General features: G+C 63.9%; 27 protein-coding genes. 25 read left to right on the top strand and 2 right to left on the bottom strand.

All coding sequences use genetic code 11. From position 1 onward, the window contains the following. Positions 1-858: a hypothetical protein gene (locus tag AC54T3_RS12400; RefSeq protein WP_496625139.1), complete on the bottom strand. Its 858-nt coding sequence runs from the start codon at positions 856-858 to the stop codon at positions 1-3. Beyond that, on the bottom strand, positions 855-1,646 hold the full coding sequence (locus AC54T3_RS12405) for a hypothetical protein (protein WP_496625141.1): 792 nt from the start codon (positions 1,644-1,646) through the stop codon (positions 855-857). The genes AC54T3_RS12400 and AC54T3_RS12405 overlap by 4 nt, the downstream gene beginning before the upstream one ends. 69 nt (positions 1,647-1,715) lie before the next feature. Here AC54T3_RS12405 and AC54T3_RS12410 point away from each other — a divergent pair, with 69 nt between their 5' ends. The 25 genes from AC54T3_RS12410 to AC54T3_RS12530 all read left to right on the top strand — a co-directional run bounded on the left by AC54T3_RS12410 (position 1,716) and on the right by AC54T3_RS12530 (position 20,631). Continuing rightward, positions 1,716-1,898 (top strand): hypothetical protein, encoded by a 183-nt coding sequence (locus tag AC54T3_RS12410; protein WP_496625143.1) that lies wholly within the window; start codon positions 1,716-1,718, stop codon positions 1,896-1,898. A 64-nt stretch (positions 1,899-1,962) separates the two neighbouring features. Continuing rightward, positions 1,963-2,433, top strand: a complete 471-nt coding sequence (locus AC54T3_RS12415) for a phage regulatory CII family protein (protein ID WP_496625144.1) — start codon at positions 1,963-1,965, stop codon at positions 2,431-2,433. After that, the gene (locus AC54T3_RS12420) at positions 2,433-2,786 is read left to right on the top strand and encodes a hypothetical protein (RefSeq protein WP_496625146.1); all 354 of its coding nucleotides are present in this window, start codon (positions 2,433-2,435) and stop codon (positions 2,784-2,786) included. The genes AC54T3_RS12415 and AC54T3_RS12420 overlap by 1 nt, the downstream gene beginning before the upstream one ends. Next, positions 2,783-3,235, top strand: coding sequence for a hypothetical protein (locus AC54T3_RS12425; protein WP_496625148.1), 453 nt, complete (start codon positions 2,783-2,785; stop codon positions 3,233-3,235). Before AC54T3_RS12420 ends, AC54T3_RS12425 begins: the two co-directional genes overlap by 4 nt. 23 nt (positions 3,236-3,258) lie before the next feature. Further along, on the top strand, positions 3,259-3,864 hold the full coding sequence (locus tag AC54T3_RS12430; protein ID WP_496625150.1) for a tyrosine-type recombinase/integrase: 606 nt from the start codon (positions 3,259-3,261) through the stop codon (positions 3,862-3,864). Further along, the gene (locus AC54T3_RS12435; protein WP_496625152.1) at positions 3,861-4,301 is read left to right on the top strand and encodes a hypothetical protein; all 441 of its coding nucleotides are present in this window, start codon (positions 3,861-3,863) and stop codon (positions 4,299-4,301) included. The genes AC54T3_RS12430 and AC54T3_RS12435 overlap by 4 nt, the downstream gene beginning before the upstream one ends. Before the next feature lie 110 nt (positions 4,302-4,411). Further along, the gene (locus tag AC54T3_RS12440) at positions 4,412-4,633 is read left to right on the top strand and encodes a hypothetical protein (protein WP_496625154.1); all 222 of its coding nucleotides are present in this window, start codon (positions 4,412-4,414) and stop codon (positions 4,631-4,633) included. Continuing rightward, positions 4,633-4,953: a hypothetical protein gene (locus tag AC54T3_RS12445; protein WP_496625155.1), complete on the top strand. Its 321-nt coding sequence runs from the start codon at positions 4,633-4,635 to the stop codon at positions 4,951-4,953. The genes AC54T3_RS12440 and AC54T3_RS12445 overlap by 1 nt, the downstream gene beginning before the upstream one ends. Then, on the top strand, positions 4,950-5,360 hold the full coding sequence (locus AC54T3_RS12450) for a hypothetical protein (RefSeq protein ID WP_496625157.1): 411 nt from the start codon (positions 4,950-4,952) through the stop codon (positions 5,358-5,360). Before AC54T3_RS12445 ends, AC54T3_RS12450 begins: the two co-directional genes overlap by 4 nt. A gap of 14 nt (positions 5,361-5,374) precedes the next feature. Next, positions 5,375-8,137 (top strand): toprim domain-containing protein, encoded by a 2,763-nt coding sequence (locus AC54T3_RS12455; protein ID WP_496625159.1) that lies wholly within the window; start codon positions 5,375-5,377, stop codon positions 8,135-8,137. Between the two features lie 50 nt (positions 8,138-8,187). Further along, positions 8,188-9,813: a DNA cytosine methyltransferase gene (locus tag AC54T3_RS12460; RefSeq protein ID WP_496625161.1), complete on the top strand. Its 1,626-nt coding sequence runs from the start codon at positions 8,188-8,190 to the stop codon at positions 9,811-9,813. Next, entirely contained in the window at positions 9,810-10,040 is a 231-nt protein-coding gene (locus tag AC54T3_RS12465; RefSeq protein WP_496625163.1) for a hypothetical protein, read from the top strand. The genes AC54T3_RS12460 and AC54T3_RS12465 overlap by 4 nt, the downstream gene beginning before the upstream one ends. Next, positions 10,037-10,258, top strand: coding sequence for a hypothetical protein (locus AC54T3_RS12470; RefSeq protein WP_496625165.1), 222 nt, complete (start codon positions 10,037-10,039; stop codon positions 10,256-10,258). The genes AC54T3_RS12465 and AC54T3_RS12470 overlap by 4 nt, the downstream gene beginning before the upstream one ends. Next, complete coding sequence (locus tag AC54T3_RS12475; protein ID WP_496625167.1) at positions 10,255-10,542, top strand: hypothetical protein; 288 nt, start codon at positions 10,255-10,257, stop codon at positions 10,540-10,542. The genes AC54T3_RS12470 and AC54T3_RS12475 overlap by 4 nt, the downstream gene beginning before the upstream one ends. Further along, the gene (locus tag AC54T3_RS12480; protein ID WP_496625169.1) at positions 10,539-10,799 is read left to right on the top strand and encodes a hypothetical protein; all 261 of its coding nucleotides are present in this window, start codon (positions 10,539-10,541) and stop codon (positions 10,797-10,799) included. The genes AC54T3_RS12475 and AC54T3_RS12480 overlap by 4 nt, the downstream gene beginning before the upstream one ends. Beyond that, the gene (locus AC54T3_RS12485; protein ID WP_496625170.1) at positions 10,796-11,092 is read left to right on the top strand and encodes a hypothetical protein; all 297 of its coding nucleotides are present in this window, start codon (positions 10,796-10,798) and stop codon (positions 11,090-11,092) included. The genes AC54T3_RS12480 and AC54T3_RS12485 overlap by 4 nt, the downstream gene beginning before the upstream one ends. Beyond that, entirely contained in the window at positions 11,089-11,457 is a 369-nt protein-coding gene (locus AC54T3_RS12490; RefSeq protein ID WP_496625172.1) for a dATP/dGTP diphosphohydrolase domain-containing protein, read from the top strand. Before AC54T3_RS12485 ends, AC54T3_RS12490 begins: the two co-directional genes overlap by 4 nt. A 123-nt stretch (positions 11,458-11,580) precedes the next feature. Further along, complete coding sequence (locus AC54T3_RS12495) at positions 11,581-13,158, top strand: recombinase family protein (RefSeq protein ID WP_496625174.1); 1,578 nt, start codon at positions 11,581-11,583, stop codon at positions 13,156-13,158. A 40-nt stretch (positions 13,159-13,198) separates the two neighbouring features. Continuing rightward, complete coding sequence (locus AC54T3_RS12500; protein WP_496625176.1) at positions 13,199-13,453, top strand: ash family protein; 255 nt, start codon at positions 13,199-13,201, stop codon at positions 13,451-13,453. Continuing rightward, complete coding sequence (locus tag AC54T3_RS12505; RefSeq protein WP_496625178.1) at positions 13,450-13,992, top strand: hypothetical protein; 543 nt, start codon at positions 13,450-13,452, stop codon at positions 13,990-13,992. Before AC54T3_RS12500 ends, AC54T3_RS12505 begins: the two co-directional genes overlap by 4 nt. After that, a complete protein-coding gene (locus AC54T3_RS12510; RefSeq protein ID WP_496625180.1) occupies positions 13,992-14,210 on the top strand; it encodes a hypothetical protein in 219 nt (72 codons plus the stop codon). Before AC54T3_RS12505 ends, AC54T3_RS12510 begins: the two co-directional genes overlap by 1 nt. 897 nt (positions 14,211-15,107) lie before the next feature. Further along, positions 15,108-16,139, top strand: coding sequence for a tyrosine-type recombinase/integrase (locus AC54T3_RS12515; protein ID WP_496625182.1), 1,032 nt, complete (start codon positions 15,108-15,110; stop codon positions 16,137-16,139). A gap of 538 nt (positions 16,140-16,677) precedes the next feature. After that, complete coding sequence (locus tag AC54T3_RS12520; RefSeq protein ID WP_496625184.1) at positions 16,678-17,604, top strand: FmdB family zinc ribbon protein; 927 nt, start codon at positions 16,678-16,680, stop codon at positions 17,602-17,604. Next, on the top strand, positions 17,597-19,273 hold the full coding sequence (locus AC54T3_RS12525) for a hypothetical protein (RefSeq protein WP_496625186.1): 1,677 nt from the start codon (positions 17,597-17,599) through the stop codon (positions 19,271-19,273). The genes AC54T3_RS12520 and AC54T3_RS12525 overlap by 8 nt, the downstream gene beginning before the upstream one ends. Next, the gene (locus AC54T3_RS12530; protein ID WP_496625188.1) at positions 19,270-20,631 is read left to right on the top strand and encodes a hypothetical protein; all 1,362 of its coding nucleotides are present in this window, start codon (positions 19,270-19,272) and stop codon (positions 20,629-20,631) included. The genes AC54T3_RS12525 and AC54T3_RS12530 overlap by 4 nt, the downstream gene beginning before the upstream one ends. The last annotated feature ends 2 nt before the right edge of the window (positions 20,632-20,633 follow it).

Genomic DNA, 20,633 nt, shown 5'->3' on the forward strand with positions numbered 1-20,633 from the left:
TTATTTTATCAAATTCAATCGGTTATTGCCGCCGTGCTTAAATTGACGACATTGGCCGACAGGTGCATTCACTGACTTAAAAAGCTCTGTTGCTTCTTTTCTGTCTATCACAAAGCCATGTGATGGATAACCACTTAATAAACTCACCATGGCTTCGGGCTTGAGGGATTGATACATCGCATCCAGTCGCTTCCCATAATCAAGGGCGATCTGCATGGCCCTCTGATGCTCTCCCAGTGTCAACGGGTCAATTTTTTCGGCTATGGGAGAGATAAAGCCTTGGGCCAACCTCGCCGCAATATCCGCCGCCATCTTCGTTTGAATGCGGCTTCCAAGGCGGATGTTCATTAGATATTCCCTAAATGAATCAAGCATCTGCCCTTGCAGGGCATTAATCGCCTGAATAATATCCATGCCTGACCTTCTTTCCAGTATTTCGTCAGGCTTGGATAGCTGAATATCTAACGGGCCCAACTCCCCCCTATCACCAAAAATAAGTTCATGCGAGCCAACACATACCAGTGTGCCAGCAGACTTGCATATATCTGGAATGAGAACCCTAACGCAGTCAAAATAATGATTAGCCGCGCGCGCCATACGATAGGCGGCATCTGGATCCCCGCCAGCGGTGACCAGAATCAAGCAAAGGTTGCCACCTTTTTGCTGCCTGGTCTCGTAAATCCCTGAAAGCGCATCATATCCAGATCGGTCAATCGGGCCATAATATAGAACTATCTCCCCATCATAATCCAGTAGCTCTTTCCTCACTGCCTCTGCATCCCCTTGCCTACCCATATAGACCATTCTCCAAAAGTCTTGGTTCTCAGTAACGCGAGCGGACTTTTTGAAGCCGCTCACTCGTCCTTCTCCGATGCCCCACCCATGCCCTGCCGTTGTCCCTGTCCCTGCCCCTGCTCTTGCTCCAACCGCTCATCCGCACTCACCAGCGCGTGCACTACCGCCCGAGCGTGCATGCGGTTTTGGGGGCTGAGCTTGTCGTAGGCGGCCATCCATTCGGCCAGGTCGGGGGGCATGGTGCTGCCCGTGCAGTGCTGGGACACCTCGGCCAGCATCTGCTCTGACTGGGCGCCACTGTCTTTGCCCTGGGCGATGAGCTCCAGGGCCTCCACGCTGCCCACGCGCCCGTGGATCACGTCTTCCATCTTGTGTTCAGGGATGTGCGTGACGCCGCCTACCACCGGTTGCAGCACCTGGGCGGTGAGCAGGCCGCAGGGGCCGGCCACCAGCTCCACGGCGGTGTAGTGGATGGTTTCCCCCTTCTCCCCATCGGTGCTGGTGTCGATCTCGGCCGGTTGATGGAGCACCACGGCGCCCCGGTGGCCGTCGGTGAGCACCCACACGCGCCAGGCCTCGTCGTCCAGGTGGGCCCGTAGGGTTTGCGCGGTTTGGGCGTCGGTATCGCAGCGGTGCACCAGGTAGGGGGCACCTATCCCCAGGATGAGCCAGTCGAGACTGCAGTTTTCCACCCTCACGATGCGGCCCAGCACCTCGGCCCCCGGTACGTGCCCGCTTTTCATCCGGTGGGCCATAGTCTTTTGAAAACCAAGGGATTCTGCCCACGGGGAGGCCTTTCTCCCCCGCAGGATGTGGATGAACCGATCAGAAAAAGTTTCTTTTTTGGTCATTTGCCCTTGATTTGTTCCAAATCGGGAACTAGCATCAATGCACACCCGATACGTTTTTGCACACTTCACATGATAAAGCACAGCGAATCCCCCCGCGATGAAAACCCCACCGTTGCCACCCAGATCCGCATTCCCGTGGAGATGGACCAGCAGCTCAAGGCCCTGGCCCGGCAGGAGCGGCGCTCCAAGACGGGGCAGATCCTGGTGATGCTGCGGGACGCCCTTCGGGCCGACCGTCAGGACGCTGCGTGACCTGGGTTCCTGTTTGGGAACTCTGGTCCCGCGATCGTCAACCGTCCACGTGAGCAGCCACCCCATGATCCACGATGACGAATTCTCAGGCCTGGACAGGGCCAAGTACCGCCTGGTGCACGACCACCCGGGCGGTGCCCGGGCCCTGGGGCCGTTGGTGGGCATTAACCCGGCCACGCTGTGTAACAAGGTGAACCCGCTGATGGACACCCACCACCTGATGGTGGACGAGGCGGTGCGCATCCAGGCGGTGCGGCGTCGGTTTGATGTGCTGCACGCCGAGGCGCATGCCCTGGGGCATGTAGTGGTGCAGGTGAGTGATCACAGCGAGACATCGGACCTGGCCCTGCTGGATGCCTATGCGGCCTATCACGCCGATGTGGGGCAAACCGCCCTTGCCATTCGCGATGCCCTGGCCAATGGCAAGGGCATTACCAAGCAGTGCCTGGAGCACATAGAGCGGGAGCTCTACCAGGACGCCACCGCCGGGTTTGAGTTCCTGGCCCGTTTGAAAGCCATCGTGGAGGACAAGTGATGGGGTACGTGTATCGCCTGATTAACCCACCAGCCCAGCCGGCACCGGAGCGCACGCGGCGTGCGTGGCTTGTGCCGGGGCAGGTGGCCAGCCTGGGGCGCAAGTGCGGGATCACGCTGTTTCATGACCGATCCATGGGGTTGTTCGGCTGGGAGTACACCAGCCGGGTGGAGGCCCGCAGCGGCCACAACCGCCTGAACCTGCCGATTACGCCGGGCACGATGATCAACCTGGTGGATTGGTGCGGGCTGTACGCCCTGCCCATCGCCATGGAGTACGACAACCGGGGCCGCCCTGCCCGCCTGCGCATGCAGTTTGTGGCCATGGACGATGCGGTGAGGTGGGCGTCGTGAGTGAGCGGCAACAGGTGATGAGCGAGGCCCTGGACGCTATTGCCAGCGGGCGCACCACCCGCAGCGAGATATTCGAGGCATGCCCCACGGCCACCGATCCTCAGCAGGTTTCCGACGCCCTTTATGGCCTGCGCAAGAAAGGGGTGATCGCACGCGATGACACACGCGGCACCTGGCGGCTCCTCGATGACCACACCACAGAGCCCAATGCCCAACCGACGCCAACGCCCAACCCCGTAGCCACCGACCCGGCACCGCCGGCGGCCGAGCCCCAACCCCAGGACGACCCACTGATCACCGCCATTCACCGCATGACCGCCGTGCCTGCGGTGCAAGACGCGGAGCGCAAGGCCCGCGTGCTGAACACCCTGGCCGACTGGCCCGCACTGGATGGAGAGGTGGCCCTCTATCTGCGACAGATCGCCAGCGACATCCGCAAGTTGGCCTGAAGTACCACACGGGAGACACACACATGACCAAGGCTTTCGACCGTTATCTGACCCCGGAAGAGGAAAAGCGCCTGCTGCGCGCTATCGATCGGGTGAAATGCATCTATGCCGAGCGGGACCACGCGTGGATCCGCCTGGTGCTGAACACGGGCATCCGCGTGGGGGCCCTGGCGGGGCTCACGGTGGGCGATGCCCGAGCCGCCATTGCCAGCAGGACGCTGGAGCTGCGCGCCGAGATTCAAAAGGGTGGCCGCCAGCACACGGTGTATGCCAACAACCAAGCGGTGGTTGCGCTGCGGGATCTGCTGGCCAACCGCAAGCGCCAGGGCTACCACAACGAGGATCTGGACGCCCCGCTGGTGGTGGGCCGCCGCAATCGGAAGATGACCACCCGCTCGTTCCAGGTGCGGTTGAAGGCCTGGGCCGGTGAGGCGGGGTTGTCGTCGGACATTACCCCCCACTGGCTGCGCCACACGGTGGCCAAGCGGCTGATGGCCACCAGCACGGCAGAGAACCCGCTGGGCGTGGTTCAGCGCGCCCTGGGCCACGCCAACATTGCCACCACCGGCATTTACACCGCGCCTGACAAGGACACGGTTCGCCAGGCAATGGAGGGGCTGCGGTCATGAGGCCGGAATTCTCTGTGCTGGGTCGTGACAACGCACGCCAGGTGGAACGGGCCCTGCAGCGCATCGAGCGCGGTATGGGTGGGACCGCGGAGGCCGAGACCATCGCCCGGGCCCTGGATGAACTGGAGTGGCGGATGATGACGTGCGCCGAGCAGGTGGCTGGCATGGCCATGGGGTACACCTTCGATGAGTTTCGGCGGACCACGCCACACCTGTCGCCTGACCGAAACCGCACCTTTTACATGCTATTGGCGGCCAAGCACCTGGCCCCGCAAGACTCTGAGCCCGAGGTGTTTCTGAAGTGGATCCTGGATTCCTGGGAACACTGCGCCAGGCACGACAAAACCGCACCTGATCAGCCGCCACCGCCCCACTCTCACCCGGGAGAAAACCGCACCCGCGTTCGGGCTGCTCCCGGGCGGGCGGTGGCTGAATAAGCGCGGGAGGGGCCGGCCCAATACCGGCAACGCCGGGCGGACCCGGACGGGGACCTCTTCCTGCCCTGTCTTCAGGCCCGGCATTCATTCAATTCACGCAGGAGATCGCCATGGATCTACAGAGCTTTTTCGCTGGCATTGTTTGGGCCTTTGCGGGCATTGCCGCCCTGAGCTGGCTGGATGCCCGCTGGCAGGTGGCCAGCCATTGGCTGCGCAAGCCGGGGGCCACCGGTGCCGGGGTGTTTGTGCTGGGCCTGGTGGCCTGGCCGGTGCCCCTGGTGGCCGGCCTGGCCGTGCGCACCGCCCGCCGCCTGCGCAGCCGGGTGGTGTGATGAGCACGCGAGGCGCGTGGTGGATCGACTCTCAGGCCCCGGAGGTGCGCCGCACGGCCTCCCGGGATGAGGTGATCGTTCGCCAATCCACCACGGGCTATCGCTACAACCTGCCCACGGCCGACGGCTGCATGGCCGTGTACCTCACCCCCGACGACCGGCGCGCCCTGTGGCGGGCCCTGAGCTCTCAGGCGCCCCACCTGGCCGAGTTGCTGCGGGATGAGCTGGCCACGGGGCTACGGGAGCAGTTTGACGCCGAACTGGTGCTGCCCCGGCAACAGTTCTTTGAGTGGATGAAGTCCGAGGAGACCAACCAGTGACCGATATAACCCCCGAACGCCTGCGTTACCTGCACAGCACCGGCATGAGCAAGGCCGAGATGATGCGCCACACCGGGCTAAGCCGTTACCGGCTGGATGCCCGGCTGCAGGCCTTGGGCCTTACCCGTTCGCCCCGCGAGTCCAGCGCCCTGGCTTACCAGCGCCGGCGCAACCCAGGCCCGCCGAGAGCCGCGCAGCAACGGCGCCAGGCCAAGGCGGTGCCGGCCGCCTCCAGCCTGAACATCCGCATCAAGCCGGGGCGGGGCGGATTCCACTGGGAGTGCGAGCGACTGAACGCCCGGGGCTGGACTCGGGCCGAGACCGAGGACGCGGCCCGAGAGCACCTGACCGAGATGCTGCTCAAGCCCGCTGAGCGAACCGCCCATGCACGCGCCGCACTGCAATAACCCCTGGGAAGGCCATGAAGCCCGACGAAATCAAAGAGCGGCTCGACATCCACGATGTGGCCGATCGGCTGAACCTGCAGCGCCCGGGCCGGAGCGGCAACTACCGCAGCCCGCACCGCAAGGACGCGAGCCCATCCCTGGCCCTGTGGACTGCCGCCGAGGCCAAGGGCGGCAAGGCGTTGTTCAAGGATTGGGCCACCGGCCAGAGCGGCAGCGTGATCGACCTGGTGCAGTACGTGCTGGACTGCGATTTCACCACGGCCATGGAGTGGCTGCACGATGAATTCCAGCTCCCCAAGGACAAGCTACCCCCGCAGCAGCAGGGCAAGAAGAGCCTGGCGGAGTGGATTGCCGAGCGCACCATTGATGCGGCCCGGGATGCCGCGGGCCGGGATGCGGTGAAGGCCTACCTCACCGGCCGGGGCATCACCGAAGAGGTGGTGGACCGGGGCCTGAAGCTGCGGGCCCTGGGCTGGAACACCTACACCAGCACCAAGCACGAGGTGGGCCAGCCCGGCCACGGCGGGCCGGGGGTGAGTTTCATCGTGCGCAGCCCCAACCCGGGGCATGTGGTGGCGGTGGACACCCGCTACGCGGATCCAGCCCTGAACGGCGGTGTGAAAACGAACAGCCAGGGGGAGAAGTTGGGCGCCCCCTGGTGCATGAGCTGGCGCAGCCTGGCCCAGGCCCGGGATGTGGTGGCGGTGGAAAGTGCCATCAATGCCCTGAGCGTGGAGAGCGCCGGCCTGCCCCGCACCGCAGGCCTGGCACTGCGCGGCACGCAGACCATCGAGGAGTTGGACCTGAACCTGCTGGTGGGCAAGCGGGTGCTGATCTGCATGGATGCGGACGAGATCAACGATTACGGCCGCCAGCCAGGCCCCGAGGCCGGTTGGGCCCTGTACGACCGGCTGACTGCCGCCGGCATTTGCGCCCACCTGGTGAACCAGGACAAGTGGGAGTTGAACGACGTGAACGACATCCTCCAGAACAAGGGCCGCGACACCCTGCGCGAGGCCCTGAAGAACCTGGACCAATGGCTGATCCCGGGCCTGCCGGGCAACAACGACCTGCCCCGCAAGATCAAGCGCCGTGTGTTCCTCCCTGCCCACGACTGGGCCCAGTACTGGCGATTCCGCACCCGGGAGGATTTCACGGTGATGATCAACGAGATTGAGGACAAGGAAACCGGCGAGGTGCAAACGCAAACCCACGATCTGGCGGGTTTTCGGGTGGCCAGCCTCAGCCGGGTGAGTGTGGCCAGTGCGCTTTCCACCATTACAGGGGAAGCGGACAGCGCCCCCCAGGTGCTGTTTTCGGTCACCGTTCAGGCACCGCGCCACGGGGCGCAGTTGCAACGCCGGGTGCTGGATGACGACCAGCTCCACAACCCCGCTCAGTGGACCAAGTTTGGTCCCATATTTAAGCCACAAGGATTCGCACGAATGCTCACGATACTGGAACGGGCTGCCGACCTCGGCAGCCGCAAGGCAATCAATTTCGTTGGCCTGGCCTGGCGCGATGGCAAGCCTATCGTCAACGAGGGGCCGGATTGCTACTTCAAGAACCCGGACCAGCAGTGCCCCTACTCGGGCCTGCGCTTTCCCAGCGGCCCGGTGCAGGACACTCCCGGCATCATCGAGGCCTACCAGGCCACCATGCGCGACAACGCGGCCGCCATGCTGCTGGTGTGGGCCCTGGGGGCACACCTCAAGGCGTTCCTGGGATTCTGGCCCCACATGATCATGCAAAGCGGTAAGGGGGCGGGTAAGACCACCCTGGCCCACCGGCTGAGCCGCACCCTGAGCATGCACATGTTCTCGGGGCAGAGCATCAACACGGAGTTCCGCCAGCTCACCAGCCTGAGCTACACCAGCCACCCGGTGGGCTGGGAAGAGCTCAGCGCCCGGCAACAGCAGGTGATTGATAAGGCCGTTTCCATCCTGCAGGAGGCGTATCAGTTCCAGTACACCCGCCGTGGCAGTGAGATGACGGAATACCTGATCTCCGCGCCCGTGCTGCTGGCCGGTGAGGATGTGCCGGTGGACAGCCTGCTGGGCAAGGTGGTGCGCACCGATTTGACTGGCAAGAAGGGCACGCCCCTGCCGCAGAACCTGCCCCGCTGGCCCCTGCGGCAGTGGCTGGACTGGCTGGCCGCCCTCAGCCGGGACCAGGTGCTGGAGCAGCTGGCCAGCGCCCAGGAGTTTTGCCAGCGCCACAGCTGCGCGGCGCAGGACGACGACGGCGCCCGCCGCATCACGGGCAACTATGCGGCCCTGCTCACTTCCTGGAAGTTGGTGTGCGAGTTCGCGGGCATCGATGTGCAGCAGGGCGGGTTCATCAACTGCGCCATCCGCGAGATGAACGACCACATCCGCGAAACCCGGGCCGATCGTGAGCCCTGGGTGAAGCTGACCGAGATCCTGCTCAGCGAGATCGACGCCGGGCAGTTCCGCCACCCCTACCTGTTCGACGAGGTGGTGGACGAGGCCTGGGAAGGCCACCAGGCGCTCCTGGTGCGCACAAGCCACGTGATCGCCCACATCAGCACCGCCACCCATTTGCGGGACCGCTTCAGTGCCAGCCCCGTGAAAAGCGACCGCGTGTACAAACGCATGCTCCGCCAGGCCGGCGTCACCCTGGACGACAAGGGCCAGGGCTTCGAACGCACCATCAACGGCCGCCGAGTTTCCCACATGACCGCCCTGAGCCTGGACGCCCTGGCCCAGTACGGCCTGCACGTGACTACACCTGAGAGAGAAGGAGCTTTGGTATGAGTCGGCCTCCGCTGATTCAAATGTCGCTTGATCTTGGGCGGGAGTTGGTCGTGGACCTGTTCGCCGGGGGAGGTGGGGCCTCCCTTGGGATTGAATGGGCCCTGAACCGACCTGTGGACGTGGCCGTGAACCACGATCCGGAGGCGGTGGCGATGCACGAGGCCAACCACCCCGGCACCCGGCATTACTGTGAGAGCGTGTTTCGTGTGGATCCGGCTGACGTCACCGGCAATCAGCCCGTTGGGCTGCTGTGGGCCTCTCCGGACTGCACCCACCACTCGAAAGCGAAGGGCGGCAAGCCCGTATCTGCCAAGCGCCGGGGGCTCGCCTGGGTTGTCGTGCGGTGGGCCAAGCGTGTCCGCCCGCGGGTAATCATGCTAGAGAACGTGGAAGAGTTCGCGGACTGGGGCCCGCTTACCGCACAGGGTCGTCCTTGCCCAGTCCGGAAGGGCGCCATTTTCCGCCACTGGGTCGAGCAGCTGGAGCGCCTTGGCTACCAGGTGGAACACCGAATCCTTCGCGCCTGCGATTACGGCACGCCCACCATTCGCCGCCGGCTATTCCTCATCGCGCGACGGGACGGGCGGCCGATTGTCTGGCCAAAGCCGACACACGGGCCTGCGGATAGCATGGATGTAAAGAAGGGTCGGCTTCAGCCGTGGCGCACGGCAGCGGAGTGCGTTGACTGGTCTTTGCCGTGCCCCTCGATCTTTGAGCGCAAGCGTCCCCTGGCAGTGAACACCCAGCGGCGCATTGCCCGGGGGATCCGACGCTTTGTGCTGGAGGCTGCGCAGCCGTTCATCATCAGCATTGACCACGGGAGTAACCGCACAGGATGCGTGTGGAGCGCTGAGGACCCACTGACCACCGTGACCACGGAAAACCGGCATGCCGTGGCGGTGCCGCATATCCAGCGGCAATTCGGACAAAGCGTAGGCGGAGAGGCCGGGGATCCACTGGGCACGATAACTGCCGGCGGGCTCGGAAAGAGCGCCCTTGTCTCAGCCACCCTGATCCAAACTGGTTACGGGGAACGCCCAGGACAGGCCCCGAGAGTCCCAGGGCTCGATAAGCCGCTGGGTACAGTTGTGGCTGGCGGCAGCAAGCACGCCCTGGTGGCTGCCTTCCTCGCCAAGCACTACGGCGGCAACTACACCGGCCCCGGCGTGGATCTGCGCGACCCCACGGGCACTGTGACCACAGTGGACCATCACGCCCTGGTTGCCGCCCACATGATCAACCTCAAAGGGTCTTCCAGGCGTGAAAGTGCGCCCGCAGAACCTGTCCGCACTGTGTGCGCCGGCGGCACCCACGCTGGCCTGGTCGCTGCGTTCCTGGCCCCATATTACGGCAGCGGCTCCGGCGAGACCGGCAGAGACATCAGCACCCCCGCGCCCACCGCAACCACCCGAGACCGCCTGCAGCTCGTGACCGTCAATCTGGACGGCAATGAATACGTCCTGTCCGACATCGGTATGCGGATGCTTCAGCCCCGGGAGTTGTTCCGTGCCCAGGGGTTCCCTGATGGCTACGTGATCGATCCCGTCGTGAATGGCAAACCCCTGACGAAAACCGCGCAGGTTCGCATGTGCGGCAACAGCGTGCCACCGCAGTGGCCGCAGGCATTGGTCTCCTCCAACTTCACCCATGAGAAAACGATTGAGGTAGCCGCATGACCCCCACCGACGCCATCAACCTGCTGCCGGCCAAGCGCCACGTGCAAACCCTGCGCAATGCCATGCCCGACCCGGTACCCAAGACCTACCACCGCGCCCAGGTGGCCCGGATGCTGGAGCGCGCCGAGTACATCCGCGCCACCCCCAAGGGCACCGGCATCCCCACCCGCTACGGCCTGGCCATCGACACCGGATCTGAAACCTTCTTCGTGGAGACGCGAGCATGAGCGATATCAAGACAGGAGACACGGTGCGATTCCACCCCGTGATCGGGGGCAAGCATGACGGCAACGTCTATGCCGTCACCGACACCGGCACCCTACCCAACGGCCAACCGGTGGCCTGGCTGGAGGGCAAGGCCGGGTGCGTGGCCATGGAGGCAGTGAGCCGGTACCGGGAAGGGGCGGATAACTACGGGTTGCCGGTGGAAGGGGGTGCGGCATGAGCGCATGGGAGCCATTCACCAGGCAGCCCACTTCCGGCGTCTACTGGGTCGCAGGTTTCTACCCGGAGACCGATTGCGATGTAGATGATTATGGTCGCCCCATCGGATGGCATACAGGCGAGAGTGTGCCGTTCGTTTCTCTCGTGCATCTGGATGTGGGTGACGACGGCGAAGTGTTTGCCGAGGCGCTGGATATTGAGACCGGCGATTTTGGTGACGAATACGCGATCACACACATCATGAAATTCACCCGGCCAAAACACCCGGAAGGGGGTGCAGCGTGACCGACATCCCAGCGCCGTGGCGCGTTGAGCAGTTCTCGACCTCGACCGGCAAAACACTGTTCGATCTTGTGGCCAGCAACGGAAATCCAGTGATCGTCGGCCCGGTACCCAAGACCTACCACCGCGCCCAGGTGGCCCGGATGCTGGAGCGCGCCGAGTACATCCGCGCCACCCCCAAGGGCACCGGCATCCCTACCCGTTACGGCCTGGCCATCGACACTGGATCTGAAACCTTCTTCGTGGAGACGCGAGCATGAGCGATATCAAGACAGGCGGCACCAATGGATGCGGATGCGTCGCACAGATTGAGGCGGACGCAGCAGCCCGGATGAGGGATGAGGGACGATTCAAGAAGCCTGTAAAACGGGTTTCGATGCAGGGCGTAGTAATCCGCTTTACCAACGACCCCGATGTTAATGCCGTGACGGCCAATACGCTCGAAATTGAGCTTGAGGGCCAGAAGAAGAAGGTGACTATGAGCATGTTGCACAGTTTCTGCCCTTTCTGCGGCAGGAAGATCGGGGGCGATCAGAATGGGGGCGCCGCATGACCCCCGGCCTCAAACACGACACCGGCAAGATCCGCCCCACCCTGGTCATCAACTCCATGGCCCTGGCCATGCAGGCCATCGCCGAGGTGGGCACCTACGGGGCCGCCAAATACAGCGATGACAACTGGCTGGAGGTGGAAGACGGCATCGAGCGCTACACCGATGCCATGTATCGCCACCTCCTGGACGAAGCAGCCGGCGAAGCCCTGGACGACGAAAGCGGCCTGATGCACGCGGCCCACGCCGCCTGGAACGCCATCGCCCGGCTTGAACTCATGCTGCGCCTGGAGGCAGACAGCGGCGACCTGCCCGAGGAGCTGAGAGCCTTCAGCGAGGCCATCAACCGGATCTTCAAAGCGAAATGACCCGATCCGCCCGACAACCCCGAATCAAGATGCTCCCCTCTCGGGGGGAGCCCGGGGTCAGCGTTGTCCTGGCCCGACAGATCGCCCTATTGTGTCAGCCTCACCCCAGCAACGAGCCGAAACATGACCCCAACAACGTCATCCCCCTCCAGCGGCCGAGCCGCACTGTACCTCCGAAGCAGTAAGGACCGGCATGACGTATCCATCCACGCCCAGCGCCGCGAGCTCATGGAGCTCGCCGGCGCCCGAGACCTCACCATCACCGCCGAATGGTCCGACGCGGTGGAATCCGGAAAGGACGAGAACCGCCCAGGCCTCCAGGCCCTGCTACAGGCCCTGAAGGATCCCGCCAGGCCCTGGGACCACCTGCTGATGGTGGACACCAGCCGCCTGAGCCGTCAGCCCTACTTTGCCGAGGCCTTCGCCCACGAATGCGAGCGCCGCGGCATCACCGTGCTGTACAGCAAGGTGCCGGAGGTGGACCCCATCTCCAAGGTCATCCTGCACAGCGTGCTGCGCGCCATGGACCGGGTGCACAGCCTCATGAGCCGGGAAAAAGGCCTGGCCGGCATGGCCGAGAACGTGCGCCGAGGTTTCCGCGCCGGCGGCCGGGCCCCCAGGGGCTACAGCCTGGAGCGCATCACAACAGACACCGCCCGCGACGGCCGGGCCGTGACAAAGAGCCGACTCACCCCCAATACCGACGCCCCCGCCATTGCCCGGTACCTGAAGGCCCGAGCCCGGGGGCAGTCCCAGCCGGCCGCCATGCGCGCCGCAGGCCTCGACCAGGTGGCCCAGTCCACCCTCATCGGTGTGGAATGGCGCGCCCTCACCTACGCCGGCCACACGGTGTGGAACCAGCACTCCGAGCGCATCGATGGGAAGTACAAGGGCGGGTGCAAACACCGCCCCAGGGACGAATGGGTGATCCACCGGGATACCCACCCTGCCTTCATCACCGATGAGGAGGCGGAAAAGATCCTATCCCGCCTGATCGACAGCGATTTTGGGGCCCGGGTGCGCGCTGGCCGTACCGGTCAATTCGCCTACCTGCTCACGGGCCTGCTGCAGGCCCCGGACGGTCGCCCCTGGACGGCAGAGAAAGGCGTTCACTACCGACTGCGCCGCGAAGGCCGCACCCCAGGGCGCACCGTGCGGGTTGATGATCTGGATCAACAAATCCTCGACACCATCCGCGAGGACCTGAGCGCCCCAGGCCGGGTACGCACCATGCTGGACGATGTGCAACGCCTGCTGACCCCAGACACCGATCCCACCAGCACCCTGCGGGCCGAGCTGGTCCGTATCAACGACCAGGTGGAACGTCTGGTGGATCTGGCGATGACAGCCGAGGATCCAGCGCCCTATCACAGACGAACCCAGTCCCTGGAGGCCAAGCGCCGCCAGGTGGCGGAGGAGCTGGCCAGACAGGAACGCGAGAATGCCCAGGCGAAGGCCGCCAGGCAGATCACGGAACCGCAACTGCGGAGCCTGCTGGAACGCGTGTTGAACAGTATGGAAGGGTCGGACCTGAAAGCGGCCCTGAGAGAAGTGGTAGGCCAGGTCATCCTTGACCCTGCTACCTTGGAGTGCCAAATCCACTACAGCATCGCTGCAGCGGACCGGCTAAAAGTGGCGTCCCCACGGGGATGCGAGGAATTGCCGGTGTTGCGGATGGTGCGTCGCGTGGGGGAAGACTGATGTTCATGCCACCGACGCCGGCGTTGACGCGGATCGCGCCTTGGCCTACTCTCAAGGGGTCACGGCAAAATCCGTGGCCGGGATTAGCACCCCGAAGTACGCAAGGCGCACAGGCGCCATAAAGGCGCTTTTTTTGTGCCCGCCCAATCGAGTTATGGCGGGTTGTGCGGGGCCTCCTTCGGGAGGGCCAGCGACCTTGCGTGCTGGTTGTGCTAACCCCGTACGACCCGTCACCCTAAAGCCACAGCACATGGCGGTGACGGTTCCCAACCAACGCAAGGGACCAACATCGTGACTACAGAACTGCAATCCTTCTCTTGGGGTGATATCGCCCTCTCCGAAGTCGTCCACCTCGACGGCATCCCTCATGTGACCAAGCGCGCCATCGGCGAGTGGCTCGAATATAGCGACCCTCGCGGGGCTGTGAATACCATAGTGGACCGGAACCGGTACATTGAACAGTGGTCAACCGGTGTCAATCTGCCATCGGTTGACGGCAAAAATCGCGACACCAGCGTTTACCACCCGGTCGGTTTTCTCCTGATCGTGATGGAGTCCGGACAGCCCAAAGCCATGGCCATGAAGGTGGCCGTAGCCGAGTTCGTCTGGTCATTCTGCGGCCGCAAGACGCTGAGCACGGCCGACCGTATCGGGCTGCGCAGAGAGCTGCGCCTTCTCCTGAAGGAGATCGACCGTTCCCAGACGCAGTTCACCCGAGACGCCCTGTTTCAGGCGATTACCGAGATTTCGCAGGATCTCGGCGTGAAGATGCCTGACAAGGCGCTTATCATGGAGCGCCTGGACGGTCAGCAGCAATTCCCGGGGATGGACTGATGAAAGCCTACAGCGACCTGGAGCAGATTCAACAGTCCATCGGCTGCATGGCCAAGCTGGCCGGCCACCACGGAAGCCAGGAAACGTGGCCCAGCGGCGATGAGTGGTACGCCCTCCTGCACCTGGTGGAAACCCGCCTGGAGCAGGTGCTCGATGAGATGGAAGAAGTGACCGCCCCCTCGGCCGCCAGGGCCCGAAGGGCCGCCAACGAGGCATAATCCACCCCACCACGAAGGCCCCGGATACCGGGGCCTTCTGCGTTGTTGGGTCTTACCATTTAAGACCGAAGCCGGGGTTTTCCGTCAGTCAATTCTGTCGGTTTCCCGTGGTCTCTGCTGCTGAATGAACTGTGTAAACAGCCTAAGCCGCTCCGTCTCCATCTCCGACAGGCGGGCGTGCGCCTCCAGATTTTCTGCCTGGAACCTATGGTCCAGCCAACTTCTGAACGATAGATACCCCGCCAGGATCAATGAGAGGCCGAGGATGATGATAACGATGTGATGAGTCGCCATATGTTGGTCTTACCTCAGGCACAAAAGGGGTAATGGCGTTCGCGTGACCATTATACCCCTGCCTGCTCGCAGGCTCGATGGCCTCCCTGGCCCTATCCATAAGCCCACCCCTTCACACCTGTGCATGCATACACATGCGTGCGCACGTAACGTGAGCGTGCGCGCGCATTCCCCTTCTCCCATATGGGGCGGATGTTTTCTAACCCGTGGATTTGGGGGTTTCAGATTTATAAGTCATTGTTTTAATTGAAAACACCGCCCACGGGTTGGGTCGTTTTTTCCACGGGTTAGCTTTTTACGCCCACGGGTTGCCCCTTTTCTTCCACATCCCGTTTTCCGCATATACCGCCCCCTATTTATATCTATCTCTTTGAATAATAAGAGAAAGAGAGAGAGATATAGGGGGTAAACCCCATCCACGGGTTAGCGTAGGTGGTTAAAAAGTGATCCACGGGTTAGAGGGCCATCCACGGGTTAACACGTGGAAACCCGTGGAAGGTAAGGCGTTGATAGGCGTGAAGTTTTTCCCTGAAAAGGGCCCCATCCACGGATCCACGGGTTAATCTGCCCCTGGTACCCCCCATTTTTTTCCAGAGGCCCCCCATGGACCCCCTGATTACCGCCTACCTCTCCTGGCTCGAACACAACAAGGGCCGGGCTCCCCGCACCATCGAGAAGTACGGCCCCCTCCTGGAACAGTTGGACTGGTTCCTGGATGGCCGCGGCCGCACCCTGCTCACCGCCACTCTCAAGGATCTGGAGGACTGGGCCGGCCCCGATGCCCACCGCCGAGGCCTGCGCCCCATCACTCGTGGCCCCATGGTGAGCTGCGTGCGCGGCTTCTACGCCTGGCTGGTCCAGCAGGGCCACATCGTGGAGAACCCCACGAAGTACCTGCCCACACCCAAGACCGGCACGCCCCTGCCCACCCCCCTGAGCCTGAAGAACGCTGAGAAGCTGCTTATGCAGCCGGACATCAGCACCTTCATCGGCCTGCGGGATGCGGCCATCCTCTCGGTGCTCATGGGCTGCGGCCTGCGCGTGACGGGCCTCACGGGCCTCAACGAGTCCAGCCTGCAGTGGGTGAACTACGAAGGTCAGGAGTGGCTGGTGATCCGCACCCTGGAGAAGGGACGCAAGGAGCGCCTGGTGCCGGCCCCCCACGACACCCGCCTGCTGCTCCGAGCCTACCTGGGCCATGAGGAGCTGCAGCGCATCGATCGCACCTTGCCGGATGGGGACAAGGTGCTGTTCGTCTCCACCCGGGCCGGGATCCCCGCCCACGAGTATTACGGCGAGGCCCGGCGGATCAGCGTGAATGGCGTGAACGAGATGATCCTGCGGCATGGCGAGAAGGCCGGCATCCCCCGCAATCAGCTCCACGCCCATGCGGCCCGGCACCTGTATGGCACCGAGCTGGCCGAGTCGGGGGCCGATGTGCTCCACATCCAGGCCCTGATGGGGCACGTGGATGCCAAGACCACTCAGGTGTACACGCGCCTGGCCATGCGCACCCTCGCGGAGAAGGTGGCCAGCGGTAACCCCCTGGGCAAGATCCGCACCCCGGTCAGCGACCTGGTGAAGCGGCTGGAAGAGGCACAGGGGCACCGGAAAGCAGCCGCCAGGAGGTCATAACCGTCTGTTTTTATTTGAATAACGCAGTTCGAACGCCTCATACTCACCCCGCGCCAGCCTGCTACGGGCACTAAAGCTTAATGTTGACGCGCGTCTTCGCTTTACCGCCGATGGTGCGAACTTGTGGGGCAGTAGCGGTGCAGTGCAGCAAACGGTAGGGGTTCCGTATCAACTTCGCATACCGTCAAAAAGCGAAGTAGCGGACCGGAGCTGAACGGTGTAATGCGGGCTGCAGGGGTGGTGTGGAAACGGAAAAGCGAAGTGAAACCGGGGGAATGGTCGGGCGGTGGTGTCCAGGGCTGCGCGGGTGGAGGCCTGGGGCTGGATGACCGGGCGGGGGTGGGGGTTCGGCATAAGGGACCGGCCTGCCCGGGACCCAAGGTGGGTACCTGGATGTCTGCACCTATTTCAAACTCTGGATATGCGCGGGATATGCGCGCCGCCCGTGGGCGCAAAAAATATGCGCGGGCGGCGTGAATTTGTTTCATTTTCGGGACTTAACGGGCAATTCGTTACAAAAATGAATTAGAATTGCAGCGTGGACCCGCTCAAAACCGTCAACTTCACGTGCAGTTTCTGCGCACACCGCTTTGAAGCGGAACCGGAGTCCGTCCAGGACGATCCGGACACCCCCTATCACCCCTTTACCTACCACGCCACCTGCCCCAAGTGCGGCGACCCCGCCCAGCAGGCGCAGTGGGAACGGGCCCTGCTCAAGGCCTACACCCGGATGACCGGGCCCACCACCCCGGAGGGCAAGGCCCGGGTGCGGGAGAACGTGCGGGGCTTCCCCACCCCGGAACAGGCGCAGCTCACCCGGTTCAACGCCCTGAAACACGGCCTTTACGCACGGGTGGCCACCTTCTTCCCGGCCAAGCCCGGCCGCTATCCCCATTGCGAGGGATGCGACTACCGTCCCACCTGTGGCCAGGGCAACAAGCACTGCCTGCGCCGCGCCGAGCTCTACCTGAAACACCACGTGGCTTTCGAGACCCGCGACCCGGGCCTGCTCACGGAGCTGCGTGCCGACACCCAGGCCGGCATCCAGGCCCTGATCAACGACATGATCCTTACCATCACCCAGGACGGTGGCCCCAGGCTGATCAGCCCGGAGTGGTACACAGACAAGGAGGGTGCGGTGCACCTGGTGCGATACCAGGACAGCGACGGAAACATCCACCAGGTGTACAAGCACGAGGCCCACCCCCTGCTGAAACACCTCATGGACTACATCAGCAAGAACACCATGACCCTGGGCGACATGGGCATGACTCCCAAGGTGATCCAGCAGGAAGAGGAAGAGCGCGGCCACCTGGAAGACAAGCGCAAGGCCCGGGAGGAGTTCAGCGAGTTCCAGCAGCGGCAGATGGACCAGCAACAGCGGCTGATGCAGCTCATCGAGCGGGGCGCCCCACCGGCGGGCCGGGTGATCGAGGCCACGGACGAGGGCCCCGGCGATGGCTGAGCGCATCACCCGCAAGCAGCGCATCGAGATGCAGCAGGTGGCCGAGCGGGAGATCCAGCGCTACGCCGACGACCACGCCGCCTGGCACAAACACGTGCACAACGTGGAGCTGGACCCCATCCAGGTGCTCAAGTGCAACGAGATGGACCAGCACAAGAACACCCTGGACTTCGCCAGCCGCCGCACCGGCAAGACCGCGGTCAAGGAGATGTACCAGCTCAAGTGGAACGCCTGTCACTCGGACCAGGAGCTGGGCATCGTTGCCCCCCGGGAGGCCCAGAGCCTTGTCAATCTCGGGTACCACCTGGAGGCCATCAACCGATCGGAGATCCTGGCCGCCTACATCCGCACCAAGGGCGGCCGCCGCCAGTTGGCCGACACCTACTATCAGTTCGAGAACCGCAGCCAGGCCAAGGCCTACGGCATCATGGCCAACGTGGACGGTGGCGACCTCACCGCCGCATCCCTGGAGGAGGTAGACGACATGCCCCGGGATCGGCTGTTCAGCCGCTTCCTGCTGATGATGGGCTCCACCCGCCGTCTCGGCGCCGATACCACCTCAAAGAATGATCCCCAGGTGCGCATCACCGGCGTCTACAAGGGGGCCGACACACTCACCGACCTGATCGACTCCGGAGAGTACCGCGTGGTCGGCGCCTTCCGTGGCGACCGGGCCCGGGACGAAGTGCGGCACATGATCGCCCTGGGCTACATCGACCCCAACGGCGTGGACGTGGAGACCTACAGCTACCCGGTACCCATCGCCAACGCCGTGAACGCCATGGACCTGGGCCTGCTCAACCGGGAATTCATGGAGAGCATGCGCGTGCAGCTCTCCCCCGACGAATTCACCCGCCAGCTCCTGTGCGTGAACACCAGCTCCCGCAACCTCATCTGGGAACGCTGGCTGCGCTGGGCCATCCAGCTGGGCGTGAAGGTGCAGCAACGTCCCCAGCCCCCGCAGGTGGGAGAACGCTACAAGAAACGCGGCCTCATCGCCTTCGGCTACGACGCCTCCGGCCACGGCGAAGACCCCCAGGCCTCCCGCCATGCGTTCGTCGTAGTGGAAGACCTGGGCGGCTGGGCCTGCGTGATCTGGTGTCGCACCTGGCCCCCGGGGACCGACGAAGGCACCGTCAAGCGCGACCTCATCAGCTACTGGCGCTACTACAACCCGGACCACGCCATTGGCGACGCCTACGCCGTGGGCATGCTCACCCAGTTGTGCGACGAACTCTATGCCGCCGGTCTCACCCAGGTAGACCGCCGCACCATAGGCGACGGCAACAGCACCGCCAGCACCTGGCCCGAGTGGCCCTTTGCCCCCCTGCGCTTCGAAGGCATGGCCAAGCACTCCATGGCCACCGGCGTGCAGGCCGCCTACTACAACAACCGCATCGTCCACCCCTACGTGGACGACCTGCCGCCCACCGATGAGGACGCCAACTGGATCCGCCAGCTGGGCGCCCAAGTCATCAACATTCGCGCCGAGTCCACCAGCAAGAGCTACGCCAGCTACAAGATGGTGAAAAAATCCATCGGGGACGACCTGTTCGACGCCCTCATGGCCGCCGTCTGGGCCCTCATCACCCGTGGCGCCGGCATCACCCAAACCTCCGTCCTGGTCACCCAGCGTGACCGACAGCAAATGTTGGGAGCCCCCGCATGAGCGCCCTCACCCCTCTGCTCCGCGCCCTGGGCATCAACCGCCCGGCCCCCGAGCTCCCCGACGAACAACCCCAGGGGGCCCAGGAACGTGGCTATCGCACCACCGACGAAAGCCGGCTGCGCATTCTCTACAACGACATGATTGCGGACCCGGCCCTGCGCGCCGCCATCTTCGAGATCCGGGAGATGCAGCGCCGCGACGGCCGCGTGAAGAAAATCCACAACCGCACCGCCCGCGCCGCCACCAAGGGCGGGCTGCAGATCAGCACCGCCAGCAGCAACAAGCGCCTGATCAAACACTGGCTGGCCTTCGAAATGCGCCTGGGCCTATGGAACCGCCAGAAACTGGAAAGCGACTTCCGCGGCCTGATGATGGAAGGCAACCTGCCCATGCAATGGGTGCTGGACCCGGACGGCCGCAGCGTAGTGGCCGCCGTGCGCATGCCCACCGAGAGCATCCGCCCCCGCACCGGCCCCAACGGTCGATTTCAGGACCTCACCCGGGCCTACGAACAGTGGGACCTGCTCACCGGCCAGGTCATCGCCACCTGGCCCCTCTGGGCCCTCACCCTGGTGCGCCTCAACCCCGACAACTACGACGACCTGGGCTGTCTCGGCCGACCCTACCTGGACGCCGGCCGCGAAGTGTGGCGCAAGCTCACCATGACCGAAGAGGATCTGGTCATCCGCCGCCGCGAGCGCGCCCCCATGCGCACTGCGCACTTCCTTGAAGGGGCCAACGAAGACGAACTGGAGGCCTACCGCCAAAGCATCGAGAGCGACCAGAAACAGATCGCCAGCAACTTCTACAGCAACAAGAAAGGCAGCGTGCAGGCCGTCCAGGGCGATGCCAACCTGGACCAGATCGCCGACGTGGTTCACCTGCTGGACACCTTCTTCAGCGGCGCGCCCGCCCCCAAGGCCTTGTTCGGCTACGTGGGCGACCTCTCCCGCGACATCCTCGAAGACCTCAAGCAGGACTTCTTCGACGAGCTGGACGCCATGCAGGACACCCTCGCCTTCGTCTACGAGATCGGCTTCCGCCTGGACCTGCTCCTGCACGGCATGAACCCCGACGCCTACGAGTTCGACATCAAGTTTGCCGAACGCCGCACCGAAACCCTCAACCAGGCCGCCGACCGCGCCCTGAAGCTGCGCACCATCGGCGTGCCCTACGAAACCGTGTGGCAAGTGGCCGGCCTGGATCCGGCCGACGTGCGCAAGCAGATCGAGGCCGAGCGCAACAGCACCGATCCCTACCCCCAGGGCGAAGAGATCCCCACCAGCAGCCGCCGCATCAGCATCACCCCCGGGCAGGGCAAGAAAGGGGAAAGCGGGACCACCATCAGCAACCGGTGACC

The sequence above is a fragment of the Halochromatium sp. NSM3 genome, from assembly GCF_059621085.1.

Excerpts from the sequence above, each read along its gene's own strand:
- AC54T3_RS12455 (WP_496625159.1), top strand. The coding sequence starts at position 5,375 with ATGAAGCCCGACGAAATCAAAGAGCGGCTCGACATCCACGATGTGGCC.
- AC54T3_RS12445 (WP_496625155.1), top strand. The coding sequence starts at position 4,633 with ATGAGCACGCGAGGCGCGTGGTGGATCGACTCTCAGGCCCCGGAGGTG.
- AC54T3_RS12465 (WP_496625163.1), top strand. The coding sequence starts at position 9,810 with ATGACCCCCACCGACGCCATCAACCTGCTGCCGGCCAAGCGCCACGTG.
- AC54T3_RS12420 (WP_496625146.1), top strand. The coding sequence starts at position 2,433 with ATGGGGTACGTGTATCGCCTGATTAACCCACCAGCCCAGCCGGCACCG.
- AC54T3_RS12410 (WP_496625143.1), top strand. The coding sequence starts at position 1,716 with ATGATAAAGCACAGCGAATCCCCCCGCGATGAAAACCCCACCGTTGCC.
- AC54T3_RS12440 (WP_496625154.1), top strand. The coding sequence starts at position 4,412 with ATGGATCTACAGAGCTTTTTCGCTGGCATTGTTTGGGCCTTTGCGGGC.
- AC54T3_RS12415 (WP_496625144.1), top strand. The coding sequence starts at position 1,963 with ATGATCCACGATGACGAATTCTCAGGCCTGGACAGGGCCAAGTACCGC.
- AC54T3_RS12510 (WP_496625180.1), top strand. The coding sequence starts at position 13,992 with ATGAAAGCCTACAGCGACCTGGAGCAGATTCAACAGTCCATCGGCTGC.
- AC54T3_RS12485 (WP_496625170.1), top strand. The coding sequence starts at position 10,796 with ATGAGCGATATCAAGACAGGCGGCACCAATGGATGCGGATGCGTCGCA.
- AC54T3_RS12470 (WP_496625165.1), top strand. The coding sequence starts at position 10,037 with ATGAGCGATATCAAGACAGGAGACACGGTGCGATTCCACCCCGTGATC.
- AC54T3_RS12405 (WP_496625141.1), bottom strand. The coding sequence starts at position 1,646 with ATGACCAAAAAAGAAACTTTTTCTGATCGGTTCATCCACATCCTGCGG.
- AC54T3_RS12515 (WP_496625182.1), top strand. The coding sequence starts at position 15,108 with ATGGACCCCCTGATTACCGCCTACCTCTCCTGGCTCGAACACAACAAG.
- AC54T3_RS12475 (WP_496625167.1), top strand. The coding sequence starts at position 10,255 with ATGAGCGCATGGGAGCCATTCACCAGGCAGCCCACTTCCGGCGTCTAC.
- AC54T3_RS12430 (WP_496625150.1), top strand. The coding sequence starts at position 3,259 with ATGACCAAGGCTTTCGACCGTTATCTGACCCCGGAAGAGGAAAAGCGC.
- AC54T3_RS12490 (WP_496625172.1), top strand. The coding sequence starts at position 11,089 with ATGACCCCCGGCCTCAAACACGACACCGGCAAGATCCGCCCCACCCTG.
- AC54T3_RS12530 (WP_496625188.1), top strand. The coding sequence starts at position 19,270 with ATGAGCGCCCTCACCCCTCTGCTCCGCGCCCTGGGCATCAACCGCCCG.
- AC54T3_RS12495 (WP_496625174.1), top strand. The coding sequence starts at position 11,581 with ATGACCCCAACAACGTCATCCCCCTCCAGCGGCCGAGCCGCACTGTAC.
- AC54T3_RS12525 (WP_496625186.1), top strand. The coding sequence starts at position 17,597 with ATGGCTGAGCGCATCACCCGCAAGCAGCGCATCGAGATGCAGCAGGTG.
- AC54T3_RS12435 (WP_496625152.1), top strand. The coding sequence starts at position 3,861 with ATGAGGCCGGAATTCTCTGTGCTGGGTCGTGACAACGCACGCCAGGTG.